Genomic DNA, 22,987 nt, shown 5'->3' on the forward strand with positions numbered 1-22,987 from the left:
ATGCGCCGGGCGGTGGATCGGAGCCCTTTCGGCCACGCATCCCGCACTCGGGACCGGCGCTGTGATCGCCTGGCACCACCGTCACCGCCTAGGCGGCCACCGCGGCTGCGGCGATTGTGCTGCTTAACCCATGGCGTTCTCCCCGGGCGGATGCTGGTCGAGACCCGCCCCGGCTACCCCGCCCGGTCGGTTCGCGCACCGGTGATCACCACCCGTACCGCATCGGGTGACCTGCACCAATGGCGATGAGCCCACCCACCGGCTGAGGGGCGAGGGGCAGACTTTGCAGCACCGACGCCCGGTCTCGGCGGCGAGAATCCCGGTGTCCTTCTACGCGAGACGTGGAAGTCGGGACCAGCACGGTCCGGCCGTTCGGCGTGGGACAAATGTCCCAACGGAACCCGCGCGGGCGCGGCTCTTGCCTCCGTCGTCGAATCAAGCCCGTTGACCTGCGGCTTTGAGGCGACTAGAGAAGTACACCTTGCCTGCAACGGAGGTATCGATGCCCGCTATCCGCCCCAGATCGGGGTCGGCCGCGCTCGCGGTCCTGTTCCTGGCGGCCTGTACCGCCCTCACCGGTCTTCCGGCTACCGCCGAGCCGGTCGGGGCGGCCAAGGCCCCTACCCGTAACGAGCACCCGGCCAACGGCGTCGAGCGGAACCAGGTCGCCGCGCTCGACGCGCCCGCCGCGCGGGCCGCGGTGGTGCCCGGTGGCGCTAACCGCGCCCGGCCCCACCAGGGCTATCCGCGCCAGACGTCGCTGCGGGTCTACCCCGAGGACGCGAACGACCGATCGATCAAGCTCGGGCTGTACCCGTACCACGCGCTGGCGCCGAAGCTGAACGAGCTGCAGGAGCGCAGCGACCGGATCTCGGTGGAGGTGGTCGGGCAGTCCACCCTCGGTCGTGACCTGTACCTGGTCACCGTGACCGCGCCGGAGTCCGCGCGGGAGACGCGCGAGCAGCAGCGGTGGAAGGAGCTGATCGAGGACGACCCGGTGCGGGCGGCCCGCGATCCCCGGCTGCGGCGGGAGTACAAGGCGCCGATCTGGATCAACAACAACATCCACGGCGACGAGTGGGAGGGCACCGACGGCGCCATGCGCCTGATCGAGCACTTCGCCACCACGTCCGACCGGGCGACGCTGGACCTGTTGGGCCGGACCCGCATCTACTTCAACGTCACGGCCAACCCGGACGGCCGCAACGCGGGCACGCGACCGAACGCGGCCGGGTTCGACCTCAACCGCGACTTCGCCACCGCCTCCCAGCCCGAGACCCGGGCGATGCGCGAGATCGGGCTGACCACGCAGCCGTTGGTGATGCTGGACGAGCACGGCTACACCGGCGACACGCTGATCGAGCCCGCCACCGCGCCGCACGGGCAGAACTACGAGTACGACCTGTACATCAAGCACGCCTACGCCAACGCCCTCGGCATGGAGGCCGCGGTCAAGGCGCTCGGCTACGCCGAGACCGAGTCGGTGACCATCCCGTTCCGCGACCTCGCGCCGGGCGACTGGGACGACTGGCCGCCGATCTTCACGCCGATGAACGTGATGTACCACGGCGCGGTCGGCCACACCGTGGAGATCCCGCTGCGGGTCAACCGCGCGTCCTACACCGACCTGCCGGTGTCGGAACTGCGCAGGCGCTCGGCGATCAACACCGACGTGGCCGCCGCGACCATCCGGGCCGCGATCACCTACACCGACACCAACCGCGACGCGCTGATCGCCGACCAGATCGAGTTCTTCCGCCGGGGTCGGGCGGGCGAGGCGCAGCGCCACATCCCGGACGGCTACGTGCCCGGCTTCGGCCCCGAGGACCGGTACTCCACGACCTTCGCCCGGGCCTGGGTCATCCCGTCCGGACCGGCGCAGCGCTCCGAGGCCGCGGCCGCACGGCTGGTGGACATGCTCGTGGCCAACGACATCCGCGTGACCCGCGCCCACCGCGGGTTCCGGTTGAGCGGGCGCGCCTACCCCGCCGGGTCCTACGTGGTGGACATGCACCAGCCCAAGCGCGGCCTGGCGAGCGCGCTGCTGGAGGCAGGCGGCGACGTCTCGCAGCGGGTGCCGCAGATGTACGACATCTCCGGCTGGAGCCTCGGCCTGCTGTGGGGCGCGACGGTCGACCGCGTGGCGAGCGGACCGGTCCACGTGCCCGGCCGCCCGGTCGTGGCCGCCGCGCCGACCGGCGGCGTGGACGCAGGCCCCGGCCGGGACCTGGCGATCACAGTGCGCGACGGCAAGGACGTGCAGGCGGTCAACGACCTGCTCGGCAGCGGCCTGCCCCTGCGCCGCGCCGCCGACGGCGTGGTCATCGCCCCGGCGGAGACCCGCGCCGAGGTGCTGGAGGTCGCGGACCGCTACGGCGTCCGGTTCACCGCGGCGCCCCCGGGCGCCTCCGGCACGCCGATGCGCCCGCAGGTCATCGCGGGCGCGGTCGCCCCCGACGAGCTCAAAGCCCTGCGTGACATGGGCTTCGAGGTCCGGCCGGTCAACGCCGCGATCCTCAACGCGGGCTTCGACTGGTCCCGGGTGGACACGCTGTACGTGTCCTCCGGCCTGCGCTACAGCGACCTCAACCCCGAGGCCGTCGCTGCGCTGACCACGTTCCTCAGCCGGGGCGGCGTGGTCACCCGAGGAGTCACCGGCGCGCGCTTCAACGCCGACGCGGGCCTGCTGGCGGCCCGCGCGGTGGCCGGACGCGAGGACGCCAACGGCGTGGTCACCGTGGTCAACGGCGGCGGCCTGACCAGGGATGCCCTGCCGCACTCGTTCGTCTACTCGCCGCTCTGGTTCACCGACCTCGGCGCAGGCGTCGCCGTGGAGCAGCGCTACGCCGCCGACCCGCTGGTGGCGGGTCACTGGCTGCCCCGCGCCAACGGCACCGGCGGTCCGGCGGACGCGGCGGGCCAGGCGTCTGTCGTCTCCGGGACCGACGAACGCGGCGCCCGGGTGGTCCTCTTCGGCAGCGAGCCGATGTTCCGCGACCACCCCAAGGGCCTCTACGCCCAGACCGCCAACGCCCTGTACTGGACCGCGGCGGTCCCCGCCCTGACGAGGTAGCCGTCCGATGGCCCGCGCCCTTCGCGGGGTGCGGGCCATCGTGCGCGCCAAACACCCACTCCTCACCGCGCTCGGTGGTCCCCCGTTCGGGCATGATGCCGACAACGGTGGTCGCGACCGGGAAAGGCGCGGGATCGGGCACTCCGCCCGGTCCCGGTGCGCTCGAATCAGTCGGCGCTTCCGCCCTGTCGCGTTCACCTGGCCGTGTCCGCCGATCCTCCGGCCCTGCCCGGGGGACGCGGTCGGTCATCTTTCCGGCCGCCGACAGCACCGGATGAGCGCGGCTGCGAATCCATCGTGGGGTGAAAGGCCGCGGATCACCGCAGATCCGAACATCGGCATGTCGATGTTCGCCGCTTCGCCGACAGCCGCCGGGAAAGACCGACTCCGCAAGGGAATGGCTCTTCACGCTTACGGGCATATTCCCGCTTCACCTCTGTCTGCCGACGGCGGAACGCGCTGTCATGTCCCTACGGATCGCCCGGCACTCGTGGTGCACAGGGGAAAGGCAGGATCGATGGGCAAGGTGAGGACCGCGACCGCGGCCATCGCGCTGGCGGCCTGCGGGGTGCTCATGGCCGCAGGCCCGGCCGCGGCGGAAGCGGGATACGACGACATCGCCATGTACAAGCAGGAGAAGACCCAGTGGTGCTGGGTCGCCTCCGGTCTGACGATCGCGAGATACCAGGGTTACGGCAGCACGCAGACGGACTTCTGCAACCGGGCCCAGCCCTATTACGGCTGCGACAACAAACCCGCCACCCTGGACGACATGGCGCGGGCCTGGGGCAGCCTCGGCATGGCCCACACCGGCACGGGGCTGAACAGGGCAGCCTCGTTCGACCAGATCCACACCGAGGTCAAGGCCTCCCGTCCGCTGGGCGCGCGCATCGGCTGGACCTCCGGCGGCGGCCACATGAACGTCATCTACGGCTTCGACACCTCGAACACCACCATCGGCGTGGCCGACCCGTGGCCGGACACCACCACCTACACCTGGTGGAACTACAACCACTACGTCAGCAACAACTCCCACCAGTGGACCCACTCCCGGATCGGCATCTCCCGTTGAGGCAGGCGACATGCGCGCAACACCGGCGTTCGGCGGAACAGTGGCATCGCGCCTCTCCCGCCTGACCACCGTCCTGGCACTGAGCGCGTCCGCGCTGCTGTGCGTCACGGGCCCGGCCCACGCGGCCCGGGACCCGCTCCCGGCCGACATCCCGGACTACCAGGCCGCGCTCAGCCTGGTCAAGTCGCCCGCGGTGCTCGAAGCGGTCTGCCGCTTCGTGAGCGTGCCGTTGCCCCGGGGCGATCTCGGCTCAGCTCAGACGATCCCCGACGTCGCCGAGCCGTGCGCGGGACTGCCGACCTTCACGCTCAAGGATCCGGTGGCGGTCCACGAGATCACCCCGGGGTTCGTCGCCGGGACGGCCCCGCCCATCGCCGCCGAGGCGGTCCGGCTGAGCTACCTGGTGTCGTCGCTGCGCATCGCTGTGAACGACCGGCAGGTCACCGTCATGCTCGCCCGCACCGAGGGCGGCTGGCAGCTGGCGGCGGTGCGCGAGGGCGACAGCGACTTCGTCCACGCCGACATGGCCGCGGTGGGGGACCTGGTGTTCACCGAACCCCAGATCCGCGGCTGGTACCGGTTGAGGCTGCTCACCGTGACGCCGCTCAACGATCAGGCACGGGAAGGCCTGGGCGGCCGGGCGTCGATGTCGCTGAGCGACTACCAGAAGCTGGTGGGTTCCCGCTACGCCGACAAGCTGGCGGGCTCCGAGTACGACACCAAGGGTTACTCCAGCGGCTACGGCACCGCGAGCGGCGGGGCCGACGACGGGTCGTCGCCTGCCCAGCTGGTCCTCGGCGGTTCGACGATGGCGCTCGTCCTCGCAGGCGGCGCCTTCGTCCTCCGTCGCCGTCGCGACACCACCGGCTGATCCCCGTCTGCGCCCCGGTTCCCATCAGGTTGGGACCGGGGCACAGTCTTGTGCTGATCAGCACCGGCGGCCTGTCACACAGCAGGTCGCCCCGGATCTAGTGGCACGGCGGGTGGCCGTCGCGCGATGATCGGCAGGTGATGGGAGAGCGACGCGGTGGTTCGGGTTGGTGGCGGCGGTCCACGAAGCGTGGGTCGGGCGAGCTGTACGCCGAGGCTGTTAAGCAGCTCGACTCGGAGCAGGCCGCGGTGCGTCATGGTGCCCTGCGGGCGCTGGAACGTATCGCGCAGGACAATCCCGACTACCGCCAGATGGTGGTCGATGCCATCTGCGCCTACCTGCGCACTCCCTATTCGGCGCCCGCCGAGGAGCACGGGCATCTGCACGCGCCGCTGTGCCCCGCAGGCGCCGGGTTCGCCGTCCCTGTCGCGGACGCCGCGCCGGCTGCGGCGCAGGGGCAACCGCACCAGGAACACGAGGTCCGGCTCACCGCCCAACAGATCCTGCACGAGCACCTCCACCCGGGTCAGCGGTCCTGGCCGCTGCGCCGTCCCGCGCAGTCGTTCTGGACCGACATCGGCCTCGACCTCACCGGCGCTGTCCTTGTCGACCTCGACCTCAGCGAGTGCGTCATCGGCGACGCCCGGTTCACCGGTGCCACCTTCGCCGGGGTCACCCTGTTCAGGGCAACCGCCTTCACAAGGGATGTCGATTTCACCGAGGCGACCTTCACCACCGTCGTCGAGTTCGACGACGCCACTTTCACCACCGCACGCTTCACCGACGCCACGTTCGCCAGCGTCGCCGGTTTCGGCAAGGCCACCTTCGCAGGCGCCGCGGACTTCACCAGAGCCACCTTCACCTACAACGCCGCGTTCACCGGGGCCAGCTTCACCGGCATCGCCGACTTCACCAGGGCGACCTTCCACAGCAACGCCTGGTTCGGCGCGGTCCCCTTCGCAGGCGACGCGAAGTTCACTGCGGCCACCTTCATCGGCAACGCCGGTTTCGGCAGAGCCACCTTCGCAGGCGACGTCGACTTCACCGGCGCGACATTGCCCCCTGCAGGCGAGACCGACCTCAGCGCGCCCTCGTCCTGGACCGACTTCGCGGCCACCACGTTCAGCAGGGGTGTACCCCCGGAACTCGCGCCCTTCGTCTCACCCCCGCCGGGCGGATCCCTGCCGGACACGGGGCAGTGATTCGGCATCAGGTGCGCGTGAAGACTGCGGCGTGGCGGACAGGCACAGTCACCGCCTGGCCTTCACTCCAAGGCATAAGCCCGACTTGGGGTCCTCCAAAGTAATGAGCCGTTGTGGACGGTGATCGCTCCCTCGCACACTGTCGGGGCCTGCGGTGAGCAGGCCACTTCCGAAAGGTGCGAGGCATGACGAACCGGCAGTTGGACGTGCTGGTCAAGGAGATCAAGCGCGTGACGTCGAGGCTGACGTCGGTCCCGGACACAGCGGACTCGGTGGCCGAGGTCCTGCGGGCGAACCTGCCCACCAGCGATCTGCTCACCGAGGAGCAGCTCCGGGGCGATCCCGACACCTACACCCAGCACGTCCTGCACGCCGAGCCGGACGGCCTGTTCTCCATCGTCGCCCTGGTGTGGCGGCCGGGGCAGCGCACGCCGATCCACGACCACCTGTGTTGGTGCGTGGTCGGGGTCGTCGAGGGCGCGGAGTCCGAAGTGGTCTACCGGCTCGTCGAGGACGAGAGCGGACAGGCGCTCAAGCCGGTGGCCTCCACCCGCAACGCGCGGGGTGACGTGTGCGCCTTCGCCCCGCCCGGTGACATCCACGAGGTGCGCAACATCGGCGCCGAGACGGCCGTGTCAGTGCACGTGTACGGGGCAGACATCTCCCGGGTCGGGTCGAGTGTCCGCCGCCGCTACGCGCTGCCGGTGCTGGCGAGCTGATCGTCAGCGGTGCTCGCAGATCATCCGCCGCAGGCGCTCCAGCCCCTCGACGAGCCGCGCGTGCTCCGGTCCGAAGGAGAACCGCGCCCAGGACGCGTAGGCGCTGCGGCCGCGACGTCTTCCCCCGGGGTTCACGTCGAACACCCGACCCGGGATCGTGACGACGCGGTGGCGCAGCGCGGCGCGGAAGAACGCGTCGCCGTCGGCGATCGCCTCGGGCAGCTCGTCCAGCCGTCCCCACACGTAGAACGTGCCCGCCGGTTCGACGTCCACGCGCACTCCCATCTCGCGCAGTGCCGTGACCGCGGTGTCGCGCTTGCGGGCGAACTCCCGGCGCACGGCCAGGGTCTCCCGCGCCGCGTGGTCGGGGGCGAGCACGGCGAGCGCTGCCCGTTGCGCGGCCCGGGACGCGCCGCCGTCGAGGACGGCGCCCACGCGGTCGAGCGCGGCGATGAACTCCACCGGCCCGACCACCCACCCGAGCCGCCAGCCCGGGTAGCGGAAGTTCTTGGTCAGCCCGTCGATCAGCAGGACCTGGTCGGCCTCCGGGTCCGCCACGTGCGCGGCCGCGCTCACCGGGAGTTCGGCCGGACCCCAGGCGCCGTCCGGGCCGGGCGCGTAGTGGTAGTGGCTGTAGAACTCGTCGATCAGCAGCGTGCAGCCGGTGGCCTTGGCTTTGTCCACGAGCCGCCGCAGCGCTTCGCCCGCCAGCACCGAGCCGGTGGGGTTGCACGGGTTGGACATCAGCAGCACGCTGCCGCCGCAGCGGGTCACCAGGTCATCGAGCGCGGTCTCGTCCAGGACGAACCCGTTGTCCGCCTGCGTGGGGATCGGCACCGGGCTCAGCCGGGCGAGATGCGTGCCGAGCATGTCGCTGTACCCGGCGTAGTCAGGGAATCGGTAGCCGATCGTGCACTCCCCTAGCGCGGCCAGAACCCGGTTCAGCGCGAGCCTGCCGCCCTGCACGATCGCGATGTTCTCGGCGGTGTACTTGCGCGCCGCCCCCGCTCGGTAGGTGCGGTTGTAGTGGTCCGCCACCGCCGCCCGCAACTCGGGGATGCCGTTGACCGGGCCGTAGGTGCAGTCGCCGGGGTCCAGCTCCACCTGCTTGACCCGCTCCGGCGCGCCGGGCAGGGCGCCGGACTCCGGCTGGCCCTGCCCGAGATTGATCCACTCTGGAGCGTCGGCGCGGAATCCGGCCGCCGCGGCGTCGACGAGCACGGAGGCGACTCCCATCAAGGGGATGTCCCGCAGATGTCCGATGGCGGTCACGATTGTCCTCTCGGCGTGGGTTCGCCCCATGGTCCGGTTCGCCGGGGGAACCTCACAAGACGAGAGGTCCTTTCATGCCGATAAGGACAGGTTATGCTCGTGCGATGATGGACCTGCGCCAGCTCAGCATGTTCCGGGTCGTGGTGGAGCAGGGGTCGTTCTCCGCGGCGGCGCGGGCGCTGCACTGCACCCAGCCCGCGGTCAGCCAGCAGATGAAGGCGCTGGAGCGCAGCGTCGGCGGCCCGCTGTTCATCCGCGTGGGCCGCGGGCTGCGGCTGACCGAGGCGGGAACGGCGTTGTCCCATCACGCCAAGGAGATCCTCGACGGCGCGGCCAGCGCCCACCAGCGGGTGCGGGCCATCGCCGCCAGCGAGCTCGACTCGATCCGGCTGTGCGCGTTCCCCAGCGCCAACGCCGCCCTCGTGCCGCGCGCCGCCGCGAAGCTGCGCCAGGACTCCCCCGGCCTGCGGCTGGAACTGCTGGAGCACGAGCCGCCCGACTCCCACCACGCGCTGCGGCGCGCCGAGTGCGACCTCGTGGTCGCCTTCACCTACCCGGCCGCGGACCGGCAGGCCGCCGACGACGGGCTGCTGGAGGTGCCGCTGCTGGACGAACCGCTGATGCTGCTCGTCCCGGCCGACCACCCGATGGCCCGCCGCTCGCCCGCGGTGTTGGCGGAGCTGGCCGGGGAGACCTGGATCGCGGGGTGCCCCCGGTGCCGGGACGAGTTCGTGACGGCCTGCGCCGACAGCGGGTTCGAGCCTGCCATCGCCTGCGCGACCGACGACAACCTGGCCATCCAGGCGCTGGTGGCGGCCGGGCTCGGGGTGGCCATGGTGCCCGCGCTGGTGTTGTCGTCCCTGCGGCACCCCGACGTCGTCGCGCTTCCGATCGATCCCCTGGTGCGCCGCCGGGTCTCGGCCTACACCTGGCCGGACCTGGTCCGGTCGGCGACCATCCGGTCCGTCATCGAGGCGCTGCGCGCGGCCGCGACCCAGCTCCCCGGGATCGGCATGGGCATCCGGGGCCTCACCCCGGCGGGCTGACGTCAGGCGAGCCAGAGGGTCAGCACGCAGGCGACGCCCACGACCAGAACTCCCACCAGAAGCCCCGAGAGCAGCGCCCTTCCCCCGGTGCGGACCAGCGCGCCGACGCGCACCGCGCAGCCCAGGGAGAACATCGCGGCGGCCAGCAGGGCCGTGCACAGCACCTTGGCGACGGCGGCCACCGGGACCGGCACGACGCCGAGACTGTTGACCACCGCCATCACCAGGAACCCGATGACGAACAGCGGGACCACGGGCGGTTTGCGGCCGTCGGCGCCCGATCCGCGCTCCCACAGGCCCATCGCGGTGACCATCGGCGCCAGCAGCACCACCCGGGTCAGCTTGACCACGATCGCGGCCTCGACCGCCACCGCGCCCGCCGGGGCGGCGGCCGCCACCACCTGCCCGACCTCGTGCACCCCGAGCCCGGCCCAGATGCCCAGCTCCACATCGGACAATCCGAGCCAGGACCCGAGCAGGGGAACCGCGGCGATCGCCAGGGTGCCGTACAGGGTGATGAGGGCGATGGCCGTGGCGACATCCGATTCCCTGCGCCTGATCGTGCCCTCCATCGCCGCGATCGCCGACGCGCCGCAGATCGAGGTGCCGGTCGCGAGCAGGATGTTGAGCCCGCGCGGCAACCTCAGCAGGGCGCCGACGGCAAGGGAACCGAGAAACCCGACGGCGACGGTGAGCACGACGGCGAGCAGGACGCCCGGCCCCAGGGCGAGCATCCGGGGGACGGCGAGCTGGAGTCCGAGCAGGACGACCCCGGCGCGGAGCAGCTTCCTGCCGCTCCGCGCGACGCCCGCCAGGACCGCCGGGACGAGCAGTCCGCTCGACGCCGCGGCCACCCCCAGCAGCACCGCCACCGAGAGCGCGCTCAACGCCGGGACCAGGAAGTTGACGCCGTACGCGACGGCCACGGCCACGGCGAGAACGGCCCACGCACGCACATCCGACCGCGAAATCCGTCTGGTGCCAGCCAGGATTCCCATGTGTTCATCCTCGGAGCAGCCGCTGTCCACCGGCACCCGCTGAGTGCTTGGAGAGTCATAAGCGCCCCTTATGCCGTCGAGCCGCGTGAAACGCCGCGGGCCTGGCCCGGCTGACGTGGACAGCCGGGCCAGGCCCGCTCGGTGGTGGGCTGCCGCCCACGTGCTCTCAGGCGCGCTGCGCGCTTACCGTGTGCACGACGATCTCCGGGTGGTGCTCGATGGTGTTGTGCACCTTGCACCGGTTGCCCGCACGCACGAGTGCGTCCACTTGGGACTGAGTGAGCGTGTCGGGCAGCCGATAGGTGATCGTCAGCGCGCCCATGCGCACCGGCCGGGTCGCGCTCTGCGCGGTGACCCGCACATCGGCCCCGCTGACGTCGATGCCGTTGGTCTGGGCGTAGTCGACCATCGTGGCCAGCATGCACGCGCCCAGGCCCGCGAGGAACAGCTCGGTGGCCAGCCAGGAGCCCTCCTCCGGGCCCCACTCGGTGGTCAGGCTCGTCCGGCCGTTGTCGACCTCGAACGACAGGGCGCCGGAGTGGCGGACGTCGACGGTGTAGTCACTCATGATTCAAGTCCTTTCAGGACTGGCGGGCCAGGTGCTCGACGGGCAGGTAGGGGTGGTCGTAGCCGAAGTAGGCGGGGCCGACGAGCACCAGTCCCTCCGGGGTGCGCCACCGGGAGTGGCAGGGCAGTCCGACGACGGTGACGCGGTAGCCGTAGCCCATCGCCTCGGTGGTGACCGGCTCGCCGGTCTCGGCGTCGAGCACGCAGATCAGGTCGGGCACCGAGGCGACCACCCGGCCGTCCCGCGCGGCGACCAGGTGCTCGTTCTGGAACGACAGCGTCAGCGCCGCGCCGTCGTCGGCGCCCGTGCCCGCCAGCACCGCCTCGCCGCGGGCGAAGCCGCCCGTGGTCTTGCGGGCGACGTCGACGACCTTGCCGGTGAACAGCACCGCGCCGCCCATCTCCTCGGCCACCGCGCGCGCGGCGTCCCGGTGCTCGGCCCGGCACTCGGTGACCAGCCTGCCCAGCCGGGCCGCGAGTCCCAGGGTGTCGGGCACGAGCGCGGCGCGGGCGGCCTTGCCCGCCATCGGGTAGAGGGCGATGCTGGCCGAACAGCCCATCTCGACGGTCGCCCCGCGCGCCAGGCGCTCGGCCCAGGTGTTGTCGACGGTGTCGAGCACCACCGTGTTGCCCTTCTCGTCGACCATCACCATCGGACTGCACGGGACGCCGTCGAGCGTGGGCAGCACCATCTGCAGCTCGGGGAACGCCCGGCCCATGCCGTCGCCGTCGATGAGCGGCAGGCCGGTGGCGGCGGCGGTCGCGATCGGGGTCATCGAGTTGAGCCCGCCCGCCTCCAGGCAGGCGATGTGGGTCACCGGCCTGCCCAGCGCGCCCTCGATGGCGGCGACCGCGCGGACCAGCTCGTCGCCAGCGGGCGGCTTCTCGACGATGACCGTGGGCGCGCCCATCATGGCGACCGGCAGCACCAGGGCGTCGTCCGGGAGGTCGGACACCGGCACGACGCGCACCGGCCCGCTGCGCTCGACGGCCCGCTCGGCCAGCAGCCTGCCCAGGTAGGGGTCCCCGCCGCCGCCCGCGCCGAGGATCGCCGCGCCCTTGGCGATGTCGGCGATGTCCGCCACGTCGATCTTGTTCATCGTGTTCCTCCCAACACGAGGTCGCCGACGGCCTTGACCCGCACGCGCACGGCGTCGCCGGGCAGGTAGGCCATGGGCAGCTCCTCGACCTCCACGACCCGGACGGTGTCCTCGTCCGCCCCGGCCAGCACCGCCTTGCGCAGCGCCTCGTCCTTGGCCTTGTCGAGGATGTCGACGCGCGAGCCGTCCGCCGCGGAGAACACCCGGTCGACCTCGCCGCCCACCTGGGCGATCGCGGCCCCGATGGCGTTGGCCACCGCGTAGTTCTCCGGGCGGACCACCTTGTCGAACCCCGGCACGGAGTCGGGCAGCAGCACGCTGCCCCCGCCGACGAGCACCATGGGGATCGGCTCGGCCGAGGTGCGCATGGTGTCGGCCAGCACGCCGACCCGCCGGGCGATGGCGTCCAGACAGCGTCGCACCCGCGCCCGGTCGAGGTGGGCGACCAGGGCGGGGTCGCCGATGTCGGCGAGCCCGCCCGCCACGGCCACGTCGGTCGCGGTCAGGGTGGAGCCGCCGAAGACCAGCCCCTCGGTGTGCAGGCGCAGCCCGACGCTCTCGGGACCGACCACCGACTCCTCGCCGAGGACGACCCGGCTGCCGCCGCCGATGCCGATGGAGACCACATCGGGCATGCGGAAGTTCGTGCGCACCCCGCCGATGTCCACCTCGGTCGTCGCCGGGCGCGGGAAGCCGCCGACCACGGCGCCGACGTCGGTGGTCGTGCCGCCGATGTCGACCACGACGCAGTCGGACAGCCCGGACAGCAGCGCGGCGCCGCGCATCGAGTTCGTCGGCCCGGCGGCGAAGGTGGCCACCGGGTAGCGGCGCACGTACTCGGCGTCCATCAGCGTGCCGTCGTTCTGCGACAGGTACAGCGGCGCCTCGATGCCCACCTTGACCAGCGCGGCGTGGAAGGCCCCGGTGATGCGGTCGGCCACGGGCAGCAGGCTGGCGTTGACGATCGTGGCGTTCTCGCGCTCCAGCAGGCCGACCCGGCCGACCTCGTGGGACAGCGAGATCCGCAGCCACGGGACCTGCGCGCGCAGAATCTCCGCCGCGGCCAGCTCCATCTCCTGGTTGACCGGCGAGAAGATCGAGGTGATCGCCACCGAGTCGACCCCGCAGGCCACGATGTCCTCGGCGACCCGCTTGAGCTCGTCGGGGTCGAGCGGGGAGATCTCCCGCCCGTCGAACTCGTGGCCGCCGTGGCAGAGGTGCACGTGCTCGCCGATGGCCGAGCGCAGCCGGGCGGGCCACCCGGTCAGCGGCGGGATGCCCGCGGCGGCGGGCAGGCCGAGCCGGACCACCGCCGTCGCGGCCAGGCCGCTGGCCTGGATCACCGCGTTGGTGAAGTGGGTGGTCCCGATCGCGACCACGTCGATGTCGCCCGGCGCGAACGGGTGCGCCTCGGCCAGCCCGTCGAGCGCGTCGCGGATGCCGGTGGTGACGTCCTGGGTCGTCGCCGTCTTGATGGTGGCCAGCACGCGGTCGCCCGCCATGAGCACGGCGTCGGTGTTGGTCCCGCCTACGTCGATGCCGATGTGCATGTCGATTACCTCACTCCGTCGCGGGCGCGGGGACGCCCGCGGCCTTGGTGTCGCTCAGGGGGGTGGACCGGCGGACGTAGCCGAGCTTGCCGATCACGGCGTAGACCGCGAACCCGACGGCGAGCGAGTTGACCGCCGGGATGCCCGCGGTGACGAAGTGGCCGACCGCGGCGGCGGCGATCCACGCGATCAGGCTCGCGGGCACCCAGTCGGGGGCGTGGTCGGGCAGCGCGCCGCGGGCGCGGGACTCGTCGAGGTCGCCGCGCCAGGCGCGGACCACGAAGTACTCGGCGATCATGATCCCGGCGACCGGCGGGATCAGCACGCCGATGAGCATCAGCATCGGCACGAACGAGCTGAGGATGCCCGCCGCGGACAGCACCGCCCCGATCCCGCCGACGACCAGGGTGACCGTCGCCCGGCCCAGTCGCCGCCTGAAGAGCACGTCGATCACGTTGACCAGGCCGAGCGACGACGAGTACAGGTTCCAGTCGTTGATCTTCAGGATGGACGCGACCAGGACGACCGTGCCGATCACGCCGCTGGTGCCGGTGATGATCATGACCACGTCGCTGGTCTTGGCGGCCTGCGCGAGCAGCACGCCGATCAGGCCGACCACGTACTCCCCGAGCGTGACCCCGACCAGCGTCTGCTTGACGACGTCGCCGACCGAGCGGTTGAAGCGGGTCATGTCCGGGGTCATCACCGCGCCCACGATGAACCCGCCCGCCACGATGGTCGCGCCCGCTGCCAGCGACAGCGGCTCGCCCGGCGGCGGCGCGCTGACCAGCTCGCCGATGCTGTGCCGCGACAGCTCCGCGATCACCGAGATCGCGGCCAGCACCAGGAACGCGGGCACCGTGACGTAGGCCGTCCACGCCATCGACCCGAAGCCGAACACCACGATGGCGGTCACCGCGGCGCCGCCGAGCAGCGCCCACGCCCACACCGGCAGCCCGCCCGCGAGCGAGTGCAGGCCCTCGGCGAACACGGCGTTCTGCACGCCGAACCAGCCGATGAGGCTCAGCGCGATGATCGCGCCGATGACCGCGCTCCCCTTGCTGCCGAACCCGCACCAGCGCGCCAGCACCGATGTGGACAGACCTTCGCGCATCCCCGCGACGCCGATGAGGATCGTGACGATCTCCAGGAGGACGGAACCGAGGGTGATCGCGAGAACCGCGTCCCAGAAGCTCATCCCGAGGCCGAGGGTGGCGCCGAGCAGGAACTGCGCGAGCGCGGACAGCTGGCCGAAGCGCTGGGTGGCCACCGAGAACCAGGAGTAGCGGGCGGACGCCGGGACGCGTTCGAGCGCGTAGTCGTCGTGGTCGGGTGACCGTTCGGCGGTGGGGGGTGGGCTGGCCACGACGACCTCCAAGGCTGTGACGGGTGGCACATGGCGTGTCATCGGGAAGGTTATGAGGGTCCATAAGAGCGACCTAGAGGCGATTTGCTACCTCTATCGGCCTAGACAGTGCACTCTGCTGTCCCCGTATGGTTTGCCCATGCACCTCCGATCGGGTGACGCCGCCGATCTCGCCGTCGGGTGCACCCTGCTCGGGTCCGGGGGCGGCGGGGCGGTCACCGCCGGCCAGCTGCTGCTGGCCGCGACCCTCGCCGCGCGCGGGCCCCTCCCCCTCGTCGCCGCGGCCGAGCTGGAGCCGACGGCGCGGGTCGCCTGCGTCGGCGCGGTGGGCTCGCCGACGGTGATGCGGGAGCGGCCCGCCGGGGTGGACGAGTTCGTCGCGGCGGTGCGCGCCCTCGAACGGCACACCGGGCACCGGTTCGACGCCCTCCAGCCGCTGGAGATCGGCGGCGTCAACGGCCTGTTGGGACCGATGGTGGCCGCGGCGACCGGCCTGCCCCTGGTGGACGGCGACGCCATGGGCCGCGCCTACCCCCGGCTGGACCACACCGTGCTGCAGGGCGTCGTGCCCGCCACGCCGCTCGCGCTCGCCGACCCAGGCGGCCGGTTGCTGATCATGCAGGACGCGCCGCGCGAGTCGGTCGAGCCCGTGGTGCGCGCCGTGTTGCCCGCGCTCGGCGCGTGGGCGGCGATCTGCCTGCACGGCGGGACAGCGGCGGACTACGCGGGCGCGGCGGTCGGCGGGTCGGTGAGCCGCGCGCTCACCCTCGGGCGCGCCCTGGCCCGGCGCGCCCGCGACGACGGCGCGGACTTCCTCGCCGCGGCAGGCGCCACGGTGCTGGCCGAGGGGACGGTCGACGAGGTCAGGCGTGGCAGGCCGGGTTCGGGCGACGGCGGCGTGGCCACCGTCCGCCTCGCCGGTGACCCGCTGGGCAGCCTGCGGCTCGACTTCGCCGACGAGTACATCGCGGCCATCGTCGACGGGGCGCCGGTGGTGACCGCGCCCGACATCATCGGCCTGCTCGACGCGCGGACGTGGGCGCCGATCACCGTCGAGCGGCTGGCCACCCAGCAGCGGGTCCGGCTCGTGCGGCTGCCCGCGCCCGGGGAGCTGCGCGACCGCCAGGCGCGCCGCCCCGACTTCGGCCTGGCCGCCTACGGCATGGCCCCGGTCCGCCCCGAGGAGGTCGGATGAGGATCGACCTGGTGCGCGTGCGCGACCTGCTCGCGCTCGACGCCCTCGACGGCGCGGACGTCATCGGCGGCTGCGCCGGGATCGACGCCGTCGTCCGCGACGTCGTGATCGCCGAGCCGGGGACCGCGCTGACCGTCCCGCTGCCCCGGGCCGCCGCCGTCGTGTTCGACCTCTACGCGGGCGGCGGTCCCCTGCACCGCGAACACCTGCTCGACCTGCTGCTGCGGCGGGCCCAACACGCCCAGGCCAGCGCGCTGCTGGTGCTGGGCGTGCGCGACGTCGCCTCGGCCACCCACCGGCTGGCCGACAAGGGGCGCGTCGTCACCGCGCGCGTCCCGGCGGACCGGACCGCGCTCTCCGTCGCCGTGGACCTGAGCACGGCCGTCCACGCGTCGGAGGTCGCCCAGAACCGCGTCCTGCTCGCCCTCGCCGCCCGCCTGCGCGTCCCGTCGCCGGACCTGTCGGCGCTCCTGCGCGCGGTGGGCACGACCCTCAAGGCTGCCGTGTGGGCCTGCACCGCCGCCGGGGTCGTGGAGGGCGAGGACGCGCCGCGGACGCCGATGCGGGAGATCACCACCACCCGCGCGCTGACCTCCTACCGCACCGACGGCACCAGCGCCGCCGTGCTGCCGGTCAACGGCCTCGGCGTCGCCCCCGCCCTGTGGCTGGTGGCGGAACGCGCCGACGCGGGGCCGCTGTGGGTCGACACCGCCGAACGCGCACTAGCCCTCGCGCACGGCCCCACCGTCGCCTGGCTCGCGCGCGAGCAGCTGGCCGCCGAACGCGATGTGCGGCTGCGCGGCACCCTGCTCACCGAGATCCTGGAACACCGGGACGCGGTCTCGGTCACGGTCAAGGAGCAGGCGGCGATGGCCGGGCTCAGCCTCAGCGGCTGGCACATCGGCGTGCACCTGAGGTTCGCCGGGAAGACCCCGCCGTCGGCGTTCGCCCTGAGCGCCCTCATCCGCGACCTGGAGGCCGCGGGCGTGCCGGTCGGCCCGTTCCTGGAGCGCTCCGACGGCTGGTCCACCTGGGCCACCACGCAGGCACCGCCGCCGAGCGAGCGGATCCGCGACCTCGAACGGGTGCTGACCAAGGCGCTCACCGCCTTCGCCGAGAACGGCGCGCCGGACGCCATCGCGGCGGGGCTGGGCTCGCCGCAGCGCGACATCGGCGGGATCGCGACCACGCTCGGCGAGGCCCGCCAGGCCGCGCTCATCGCCGCCTCCGACGACGAGCCGCTCGCCGTGCGCGTGGTGCAGGACCTGGGCGCGTCCCGCCTCCTGCTCGCGCTGTACTCCTCCGGCCCGTTCCGCGAACACGCCAACGAACTCGTCCGCCCGATCACCGACGCGGGCGGCGCGACGCTGCTGAACACCGTGAAGGTCTACCTGGACAACGCCTGCTCGGCCACGGCGACCAGCCGCGCCCTCAAGATCCACCGCAACACCGTGGCCACCCGGATCGCCCGGGTCGAGCAGATCCTCGGCGCGTCCCTGGACCACTCGCACACCCGCCTGGCCCTCCAACTGGCGATCGGCACCGCCAAGGCCTGGCCCGCCGACTCCACCGCATGAGCCCGGTAGCGGGTTGCGACGCTCAGCAGGGCCGCTGACCGACGGAGCCCGGTCGGAACCGTCGCGCGAACGGCGGCGCCCCAGCGCTACACCCTGCCCGCTCAGCTATGGCGTGGTGCCCGGTTCGTCGCGCGGGACGCCGAGGGTGAGCAGGGCGACGTCGTCGTCGAGGCCCTCACCGAACTCCTCGAGCAGGTCGACCAGGGCGGTGATCAACGCGGGGGCGCTGATCGGGGCGAGGGCGTGGACGTGGTCGAGCAGGGCGGCCTCGTCGTAACGGCGCCCGGGGCCCGTCTCGCGGCCGGTGCGGGCCTCGATGAGGCCGTCGGTGTAGAGCAGCAGGGTGTCGCCGGGGCGCAGCCGCATCGTGGCGGTGGTGAAGCGGGCGTGGGTGAGGGCGCCGACGAGTTGGCCGCCGGGGGTGTCGATGAAGCGGGCGGCGCCGTCGGCCCCGACCAGCAGAGCAGGCGGGTGACCGCCCGCGGCCAGGGTGACCGCGGCCCCGTCGTGGGTGGTGGTGAGCGAGCCGTAGATCACGGTGCAGAACCGCGGGGTCTCGCCTGCGAACTCCTGGCCGAGGACGGTGTTGAGGTTGGTCAGCACGGCGACCGGGTCGTCGTCGTAGGCGGCGGCCGCGCGCAGGGTGTACCGGGTCAGCGAGGTCACGGCGGCGGCGTCGGCGCCCTTGCCGCACACGTCGCCGAGGAAGAACCCCCAGCGGTCCGCGGCGAGCGGGAACAGGTCGTAGAAGTCGCCGCCGACCTGGTCGGGCGAGGCATGGTGGTAGTGGGCGGCGACAGCCATGCCGGGCACGTCCGGCAGGCGCGGCGGAAGCAGGGTGCGCTGCAGGGTGGTGGCCAACTGCTGGACCTGGTCGCGCTCGCGGTCGGCCTGCTGCCGCGCGCGCAGCAGCTCCTGCTCGTAGGCGCGGCGGTCGCGCGCGTCGAACACCGTGGCGCGGATCAGCAGCGGCGCGCCGTCGGCCCCGGTCTTCACGGTCGCGCTGACCAGCACCGGCAGTCGGGACCCGTCCGCGGCCACCAGCTCCAGGGCGATCCCGCTGATCGAGCCCTGCATCCGCAGCAGCGGGGCGAAGTGCGTCTCGTGGTAGATCCGGCCGCCGACGGTGAGCAGGTCGGCGAAGCGGGCGACGCCCACCAGCTCCTCGCGGGAGCGGCCCAGCCAGTCGAGCAGCGTGGCGTTGATCCTGGCTATCCGCCCGTCGAGCATGGTGGACAGGTATCCGCACGGCGCGTTCTCGTACAGGTCCTCGGCGCTGTCCTCCAGCAACGCCGAGAACCGGGCCGCCGCCTCGTCGGCGGCGCCGCCGCGGTCGGGGCCGCAGCCGTTCTGACACATCATGTGGTCACGGCCGCGAACGAGGCGATCGCCTCGGTCGTGGCCTCCGGGGCGCTCAGCTGCGGGCAGTGCCCGGTCGCGTCGAGGGTGACCAGCCTCGCCCCCGGGATCCGGGCCTGGACGTACGCGCCCACCTCGCGCGGGGCGATCGCGTCCTGGGCGCACTCGATCACCAGGGTCGGCACCCGCACCGACTCCAGATCCGCCCGGTTGTCGGAGAGGAACGTCGTGCGCGCGAACACCCGGGCGATGGCCGGGTCGGTGCGGCAGAAGCTGTTGGTCAGTTCCTGCCCCAGCTCCGGCCGGTCGGGATTGCCCATGATCATCGGGGCGATCTGCGCCGACCAGCCCAGGTAGTTGCTCTCCAACGACGCCAGCAACTCGTCGATGTCGGCGGGGCTGAACCCACCCCGGTAGTCCCCGTCGTCGATATAGCGCGGGGAGGGCGTCAACAGCACCAACCGCGCGATCCGCGCCGGGTCCTCGATCGCGGCGAGGACACCGATCATCGCGCTCACCGAATGCCCGACGAACACCACGTCGTCGAGGTCCAATTCCCGGCAGATCTCCAGCACGTCCTCGGCATAGGCGTCCAACCGCGAATAGCGGTCCGCGTCCCACGCCGACAGATCCGAGCCTCCCGCGCCCACGTGGTCGAACAGCACGACCCGGAAATCCCGGGCCAAAGCGGGCGCCACCAGCCGCCACATGTTCTGGTCACACCCGAAACCATGGGCCAGCATCACCACCGGCGCACCGACCCGCCCGGTGACCACCACGTTGTTCCTCACCCGGGCGCTCATCACCCCATCCTGCCCCGCCTTCTCATCACACGCTGGCGCTGGCCGTGACCTGGAGCTGCCACAGCGAACCCGGTGTCGGCTCCCGCAGGCGTGGTCACCGCGACCCGACCGCGCGGGCCGCCGCCCGGCTCCGCGGTCCGGGGTTCGGCTAGGGCTGGGGTTCGGCTTCGGGTTCCCCGTCGTCCGCGGTGGGTTCCGCGGGTGGGACCGTGTCCGGGAACTGCGCGCGCAGTTCGTCGTAGATCGGCGTGTGGACGCTCACGGCGAAACCATCCCCTCGTTGGCGACGCCGGGGACTTCCCCACCGGGCGGGGTTCGTAAACATCCGGATCGGGGTGGGCGGTCAGGCAGGCCAGCCCCAGCGGAACCCGTAGCAGCCCGGGCCGAAGTTGAGGGCGACGCCGTGCACCGAGCAGCCCGCGTCGAGGGTGGCGGGTCTGCTGTCCTCGATGTCGCGGTCGTCACGGGTGTACTGCTCGCAGAACCCGGGCGGGTGGGCCGGGTCGAAGGTCACCTCCAGGACGAACTCGCGCACCGGCAGCCGGAACTTGCGCTCGTAGTTGCCGTCGACCGGCCCGGGCGGGATGTTCACCAGCTCGTGCTCGGTGATCAGAGTCTCGCCGCGGGCGAGCGGGCGGTCGAACAGCAGCTCCGCCACCACCAGACCCGCGTCGCGGTCCTCGCCGACTCGGCCGAGCGCGCAGTTGCGCACCGGCCGGACCAGCGGGACCGGGTAGCCCGGCTCGTCGGTGTGCATGATCACCACCCAGCGGTCCGGGCCGTCGGCCTCCGCGCGCAGCACCTGCCGGGACAGGCAGGACAGCGCGCCGCCCTCCGGGCCGACCCACACCCGGTCGTGCTGGCTGATCCGGGTCAGCCGCTCGTCCCAGCTGGTGTCGATTCCGTCGAGCGCGTCCTCCACCGAGGCCGGGTCGGGCCAGAGCGCGCCGATCGCGGGCAGCCCGCTGGAGACGTAGCGCCAGTGCCCGCGCGGCCGCGCCGGGCCCAGCAGCGCGGCGAGCGCGCCCTCCGGCACCTCCAGCACCTCCTCCAGGTGCCGCAGCGCCAGCAGCGACTCCCGCCGCTCGGGGCGGCTGCGGCCGGACTGCCAGTAGCTCAGCGTCGCCATGCTGACGCTGACGCCGCGCTGCCGCAGCCGCTCCCTGAGGCGCTCCAGCCCCAGGCCGCGTGCGGCGATGGCCGCACGCAGCGCGGCGGGGAAGGAACCGCTGCGAAGGTCCTGTTCGGCTGCCATGCGCGCTCCTGGATCAGCGTTCACCGAAGAGGATGAGCAGCGTATACCCGTGGGTCAACCGGTGACTTCAGAGCGTGATGGACCAGGAGTCGAGCACCCCGGTGTCGCCGGTGCCGGTGTCGGTGATCTCCAGGGTCCAGGTGCCCGACGCCTGCTCGCTGAACGGGCTGAACGAGTAGGCGACGGTGCCCGGGAACGGGGTGCAGGTGGAGCCGCCGGAGTACTTCAGGTTGTACCACCAGCCCGCCGGGCTGACGACGCGCACCCGCAGGTCCTCCTGGCAGGTGTGGCGGGCGGTGATCGCCACCCTCACCGGGTTCGCGGCCGTGCCGGTGGCCGTCGAGCGGACCTGGCTGGAGGTGGTCCGGTGGTCCGCGATCGGGTGGTCGGTGCCGTTGGTGAACGTGCGGCCGCCGCTGCCGGGCTGGGTGCGGACCGTGATCGCCGTGCTGGGCGCGGAGACGTTGCCCGCGGCGTCCTTGGCCCGGACCGTCACCGAGTAGGCCGTATCGGGGTCGAGGCCGGAGATGGTGGCGGAGGTGGCGCCCACCGAGGTGGCCAGGGCGTTGTTGACGTAGACGTCGTAGCCGGTGACGCCGACGTTGTCGGTGGCGGCGTTCCAGGCGAGGGAGATGGAGGTGGCGGTCTGGGACGTCGACCTCAGGTTCCCGGGTGCGGACGGGGCCTGGGTGTCGCCGCCGCCGCTGCCGGTGACCAGGGTGAGGTTCCACTTGCGCAGCGCCTCGCCGACCGGCTGGAAGATCGACTGCTGGTCCTTCGACGGGTTCGACACGCACTGCGCGGGCCCGCCCGAGTGCAGTCCGACGGCCTTGTCCCCGCGCAGCCACGCCCCGCCGGAGTCGCCGCCGCGCGAGCACGCGGTGGTGAAGGTCAGCCCCTCGATCACGATGCCGCCGCCGTAGTTGACGGTCTCGTTGACGTAGGTGACCGTGCCGCACTGCCACTTGGAGGTGTTGCCCGTGTGGCAGACGCGCTCCCCGACCAGCGCCTCGGCCACCCCGGCCACCGTCACCGGGGACGACCCCCACGTGTTGACCGACGGCGACAGCGTCCACCCGGGCTCGGTCACCGCCACGACGCCCATGTCGCCCTCACGGCCGTTGACACTGCGCGTCCCCCCGACGTTCGAGGTGCCGATGCGGTTGGCGTTGCCGCTCTGTCCGTAGGCGGGCTGGTTGGCGTTGTTGGTGCAGTGCCCGGCGGTCACGAAGTGCTTGCCGCCGTTGGCGTCCGTGGCGGCGAAGCCGATCGAGCAGTTCGACTCGCCCTGCGGCCACCACGGGTTGCCCGGCCGCACCTCCCCCGCCTGCTGCCGGGGCCCGCCGTCGGACAACTCCACCCGCACACCCGAGATCGACGACACCGCCTCGACGAACCGCCGTGTCGCCGCGTTCATCCGGGTCCGGTCGACGGTGACCAGAACCTCGTTCGCCCGCTGGTCCACACCGACGGTGTTGAACGCGACCTCGGGCGTGATCAGCGCGAGCACCCGGCCCCGCAGCATGGACAGCGTCTCAGCGTCGCGAGCCACCATCACGGCCTGCGCGCCTCGGGACCGGGCCACCGCGGCCGCGCCCTCGGTGGTCACCGCGACGGCGAGCCGCCCGCTCGCCTCGTCGAACCACACCCCCGCCGGGGCGACCGAGGCGGGCAGGGCCGCCAGCACCGCGTGGGCCCGCTCCTGTCGCCGCAGCCGCTCGCCCGCGGCCTGGTGGCTGACTCCCAGTCCTTCGGCCAGCGCGACGACCTCAGGGCCGACCTCGGGGGCGGCCGACGCTGTTCCAGTGTGGACACTCACGGCCATTCCGACCGTCAGTGCGGCAACGATGATTCTGCGCATGCGCCGCTTCTCCTTCGTGAATCGCAGGGAATCCGAAGGTAAACCGCCCTTCCGGACGAGCGCGCCGTTTAACGGTTAACTTGGCTCCCGACGCGTGATCG

The 22,987-nt window shown here is 72.5% G+C and carries 18 protein-coding genes; 8 read left to right on the top strand and 10 right to left on the bottom strand.

From position 1 onward, the window contains the following. Positions 1-502: 502 nt before the first annotated feature. The 5 genes from Actkin_RS16580 to Actkin_RS16600 all read left to right on the top strand — a co-directional run bounded on the left by Actkin_RS16580 (position 503) and on the right by Actkin_RS16600 (position 6,937). The gene (locus tag Actkin_RS16580) at positions 503-3,073 is read left to right on the top strand and encodes a M14 family zinc carboxypeptidase (protein WP_258903297.1); all 2,571 of its coding nucleotides are present in this window, start codon (positions 503-505) and stop codon (positions 3,071-3,073) included. Between the two features lie 517 nt (positions 3,074-3,590). After that, positions 3,591-4,145, top strand: coding sequence for a papain-like cysteine protease family protein (locus Actkin_RS16585; RefSeq protein ID WP_189210453.1), 555 nt, complete (start codon positions 3,591-3,593; stop codon positions 4,143-4,145). 10 nt (positions 4,146-4,155) lie between these two features. Continuing rightward, on the top strand, positions 4,156-5,016 hold the full coding sequence (locus Actkin_RS16590) for a hypothetical protein (RefSeq protein WP_258903298.1): 861 nt from the start codon (positions 4,156-4,158) through the stop codon (positions 5,014-5,016). A 248-nt stretch (positions 5,017-5,264) separates the two neighbouring features. Continuing rightward, positions 5,265-6,218: a pentapeptide repeat-containing protein gene (locus Actkin_RS16595; protein ID WP_258903299.1), complete on the top strand. Its 954-nt coding sequence runs from the start codon at positions 5,265-5,267 to the stop codon at positions 6,216-6,218. A gap of 185 nt (positions 6,219-6,403) precedes the next feature. After that, complete coding sequence (locus Actkin_RS16600) at positions 6,404-6,937, top strand: cysteine dioxygenase family protein (RefSeq protein WP_258903300.1); 534 nt, start codon at positions 6,404-6,406, stop codon at positions 6,935-6,937. Positions 6,938-6,940: 3 nt separating this feature from the next. Here the strand turns inward: Actkin_RS16600 and Actkin_RS16605 are convergent, their stop codons facing one another. Continuing rightward, on the bottom strand, positions 6,941-8,209 hold the full coding sequence (locus tag Actkin_RS16605) for a pyridoxal phosphate-dependent aminotransferase (protein ID WP_258903301.1): 1,269 nt from the start codon (positions 8,207-8,209) through the stop codon (positions 6,941-6,943). A gap of 104 nt (positions 8,210-8,313) precedes the next feature. Between Actkin_RS16605 and Actkin_RS16610 the strand changes: the two genes are divergently transcribed. Continuing rightward, positions 8,314-9,255, top strand: coding sequence for a LysR family transcriptional regulator (locus Actkin_RS16610; RefSeq protein ID WP_258903302.1), 942 nt, complete (start codon positions 8,314-8,316; stop codon positions 9,253-9,255). Between the two features lie 2 nt (positions 9,256-9,257). Here the strand turns inward: Actkin_RS16610 and Actkin_RS16615 are convergent, their stop codons facing one another. The 5 genes from Actkin_RS16615 to Actkin_RS16635 form a co-directional block, all read right to left on the bottom strand. Beyond that, complete coding sequence (locus Actkin_RS16615) at positions 9,258-10,253, bottom strand: YeiH family protein (protein WP_258903303.1); 996 nt, start codon at positions 10,251-10,253, stop codon at positions 9,258-9,260. Between the two features lie 166 nt (positions 10,254-10,419). Beyond that, positions 10,420-10,821: an OsmC family protein gene (locus tag Actkin_RS16620; protein WP_258903304.1), complete on the bottom strand. Its 402-nt coding sequence runs from the start codon at positions 10,819-10,821 to the stop codon at positions 10,420-10,422. Between the two features lie 13 nt (positions 10,822-10,834). Then, on the bottom strand, positions 10,835-11,920 hold the full coding sequence (locus tag Actkin_RS16625; protein WP_258903305.1) for an S-methyl thiohydantoin desulfurase family protein: 1,086 nt from the start codon (positions 11,918-11,920) through the stop codon (positions 10,835-10,837). Continuing rightward, complete coding sequence (locus tag Actkin_RS16630) at positions 11,917-13,470, bottom strand: hydantoinase/oxoprolinase N-terminal domain-containing protein (RefSeq protein WP_258903306.1); 1,554 nt, start codon at positions 13,468-13,470, stop codon at positions 11,917-11,919. The genes Actkin_RS16625 and Actkin_RS16630 overlap by 4 nt, the downstream gene beginning before the upstream one ends. Positions 13,471-13,480: 10 nt before the next feature. Further along, the gene (locus Actkin_RS16635; protein ID WP_258903307.1) at positions 13,481-14,836 is read right to left on the bottom strand and encodes a purine-cytosine permease family protein; all 1,356 of its coding nucleotides are present in this window, start codon (positions 14,834-14,836) and stop codon (positions 13,481-13,483) included. A 139-nt stretch (positions 14,837-14,975) separates the two neighbouring features. Between Actkin_RS16635 and Actkin_RS16640 the strand changes: the two genes are divergently transcribed. Continuing rightward, positions 14,976-16,031, top strand: coding sequence for an S-methyl thiohydantoin desulfurase family protein (locus tag Actkin_RS16640; protein ID WP_258903308.1), 1,056 nt, complete (start codon positions 14,976-14,978; stop codon positions 16,029-16,031). Continuing rightward, a complete protein-coding gene (locus Actkin_RS16645; RefSeq protein WP_258903309.1) occupies positions 16,028-17,608 on the top strand; it encodes a PucR family transcriptional regulator in 1,581 nt (526 codons plus the stop codon). The genes Actkin_RS16640 and Actkin_RS16645 overlap by 4 nt, the downstream gene beginning before the upstream one ends. A gap of 105 nt (positions 17,609-17,713) precedes the next feature. Here Actkin_RS16645 and Actkin_RS16650 read toward each other — a convergent pair whose 3' ends face one another. From Actkin_RS16650 to Actkin_RS16665, 4 genes are all read right to left on the bottom strand, one after another. Continuing rightward, positions 17,714-18,970, bottom strand: coding sequence for a PP2C family protein-serine/threonine phosphatase (locus Actkin_RS16650; RefSeq protein ID WP_258903310.1), 1,257 nt, complete (start codon positions 18,968-18,970; stop codon positions 17,714-17,716). Continuing rightward, a complete protein-coding gene (locus tag Actkin_RS16655; RefSeq protein ID WP_258903311.1) occupies positions 18,967-19,770 on the bottom strand; it encodes an alpha/beta fold hydrolase in 804 nt (267 codons plus the stop codon). The genes Actkin_RS16650 and Actkin_RS16655 overlap by 4 nt, the downstream gene beginning before the upstream one ends. A gap of 343 nt (positions 19,771-20,113) precedes the next feature. Beyond that, positions 20,114-21,025: an XRE family transcriptional regulator gene (locus Actkin_RS16660; protein WP_258903312.1), complete on the bottom strand. Its 912-nt coding sequence runs from the start codon at positions 21,023-21,025 to the stop codon at positions 20,114-20,116. A 67-nt stretch (positions 21,026-21,092) separates the two neighbouring features. Next, positions 21,093-22,850, bottom strand: a complete 1,758-nt coding sequence (locus Actkin_RS16665; protein ID WP_396122997.1) for a fibronectin type III domain-containing protein — start codon at positions 22,848-22,850, stop codon at positions 21,093-21,095. Positions 22,851-22,987 lie beyond the last annotated feature (137 nt).

The sequence above is a fragment of the Actinokineospora sp. UTMC 2448 genome, from assembly GCF_024760565.1.
GTDB classification, from domain to species: Bacteria; Actinomycetota; Actinomycetes; order Mycobacteriales; family Pseudonocardiaceae; genus Actinokineospora; species Actinokineospora fastidiosa.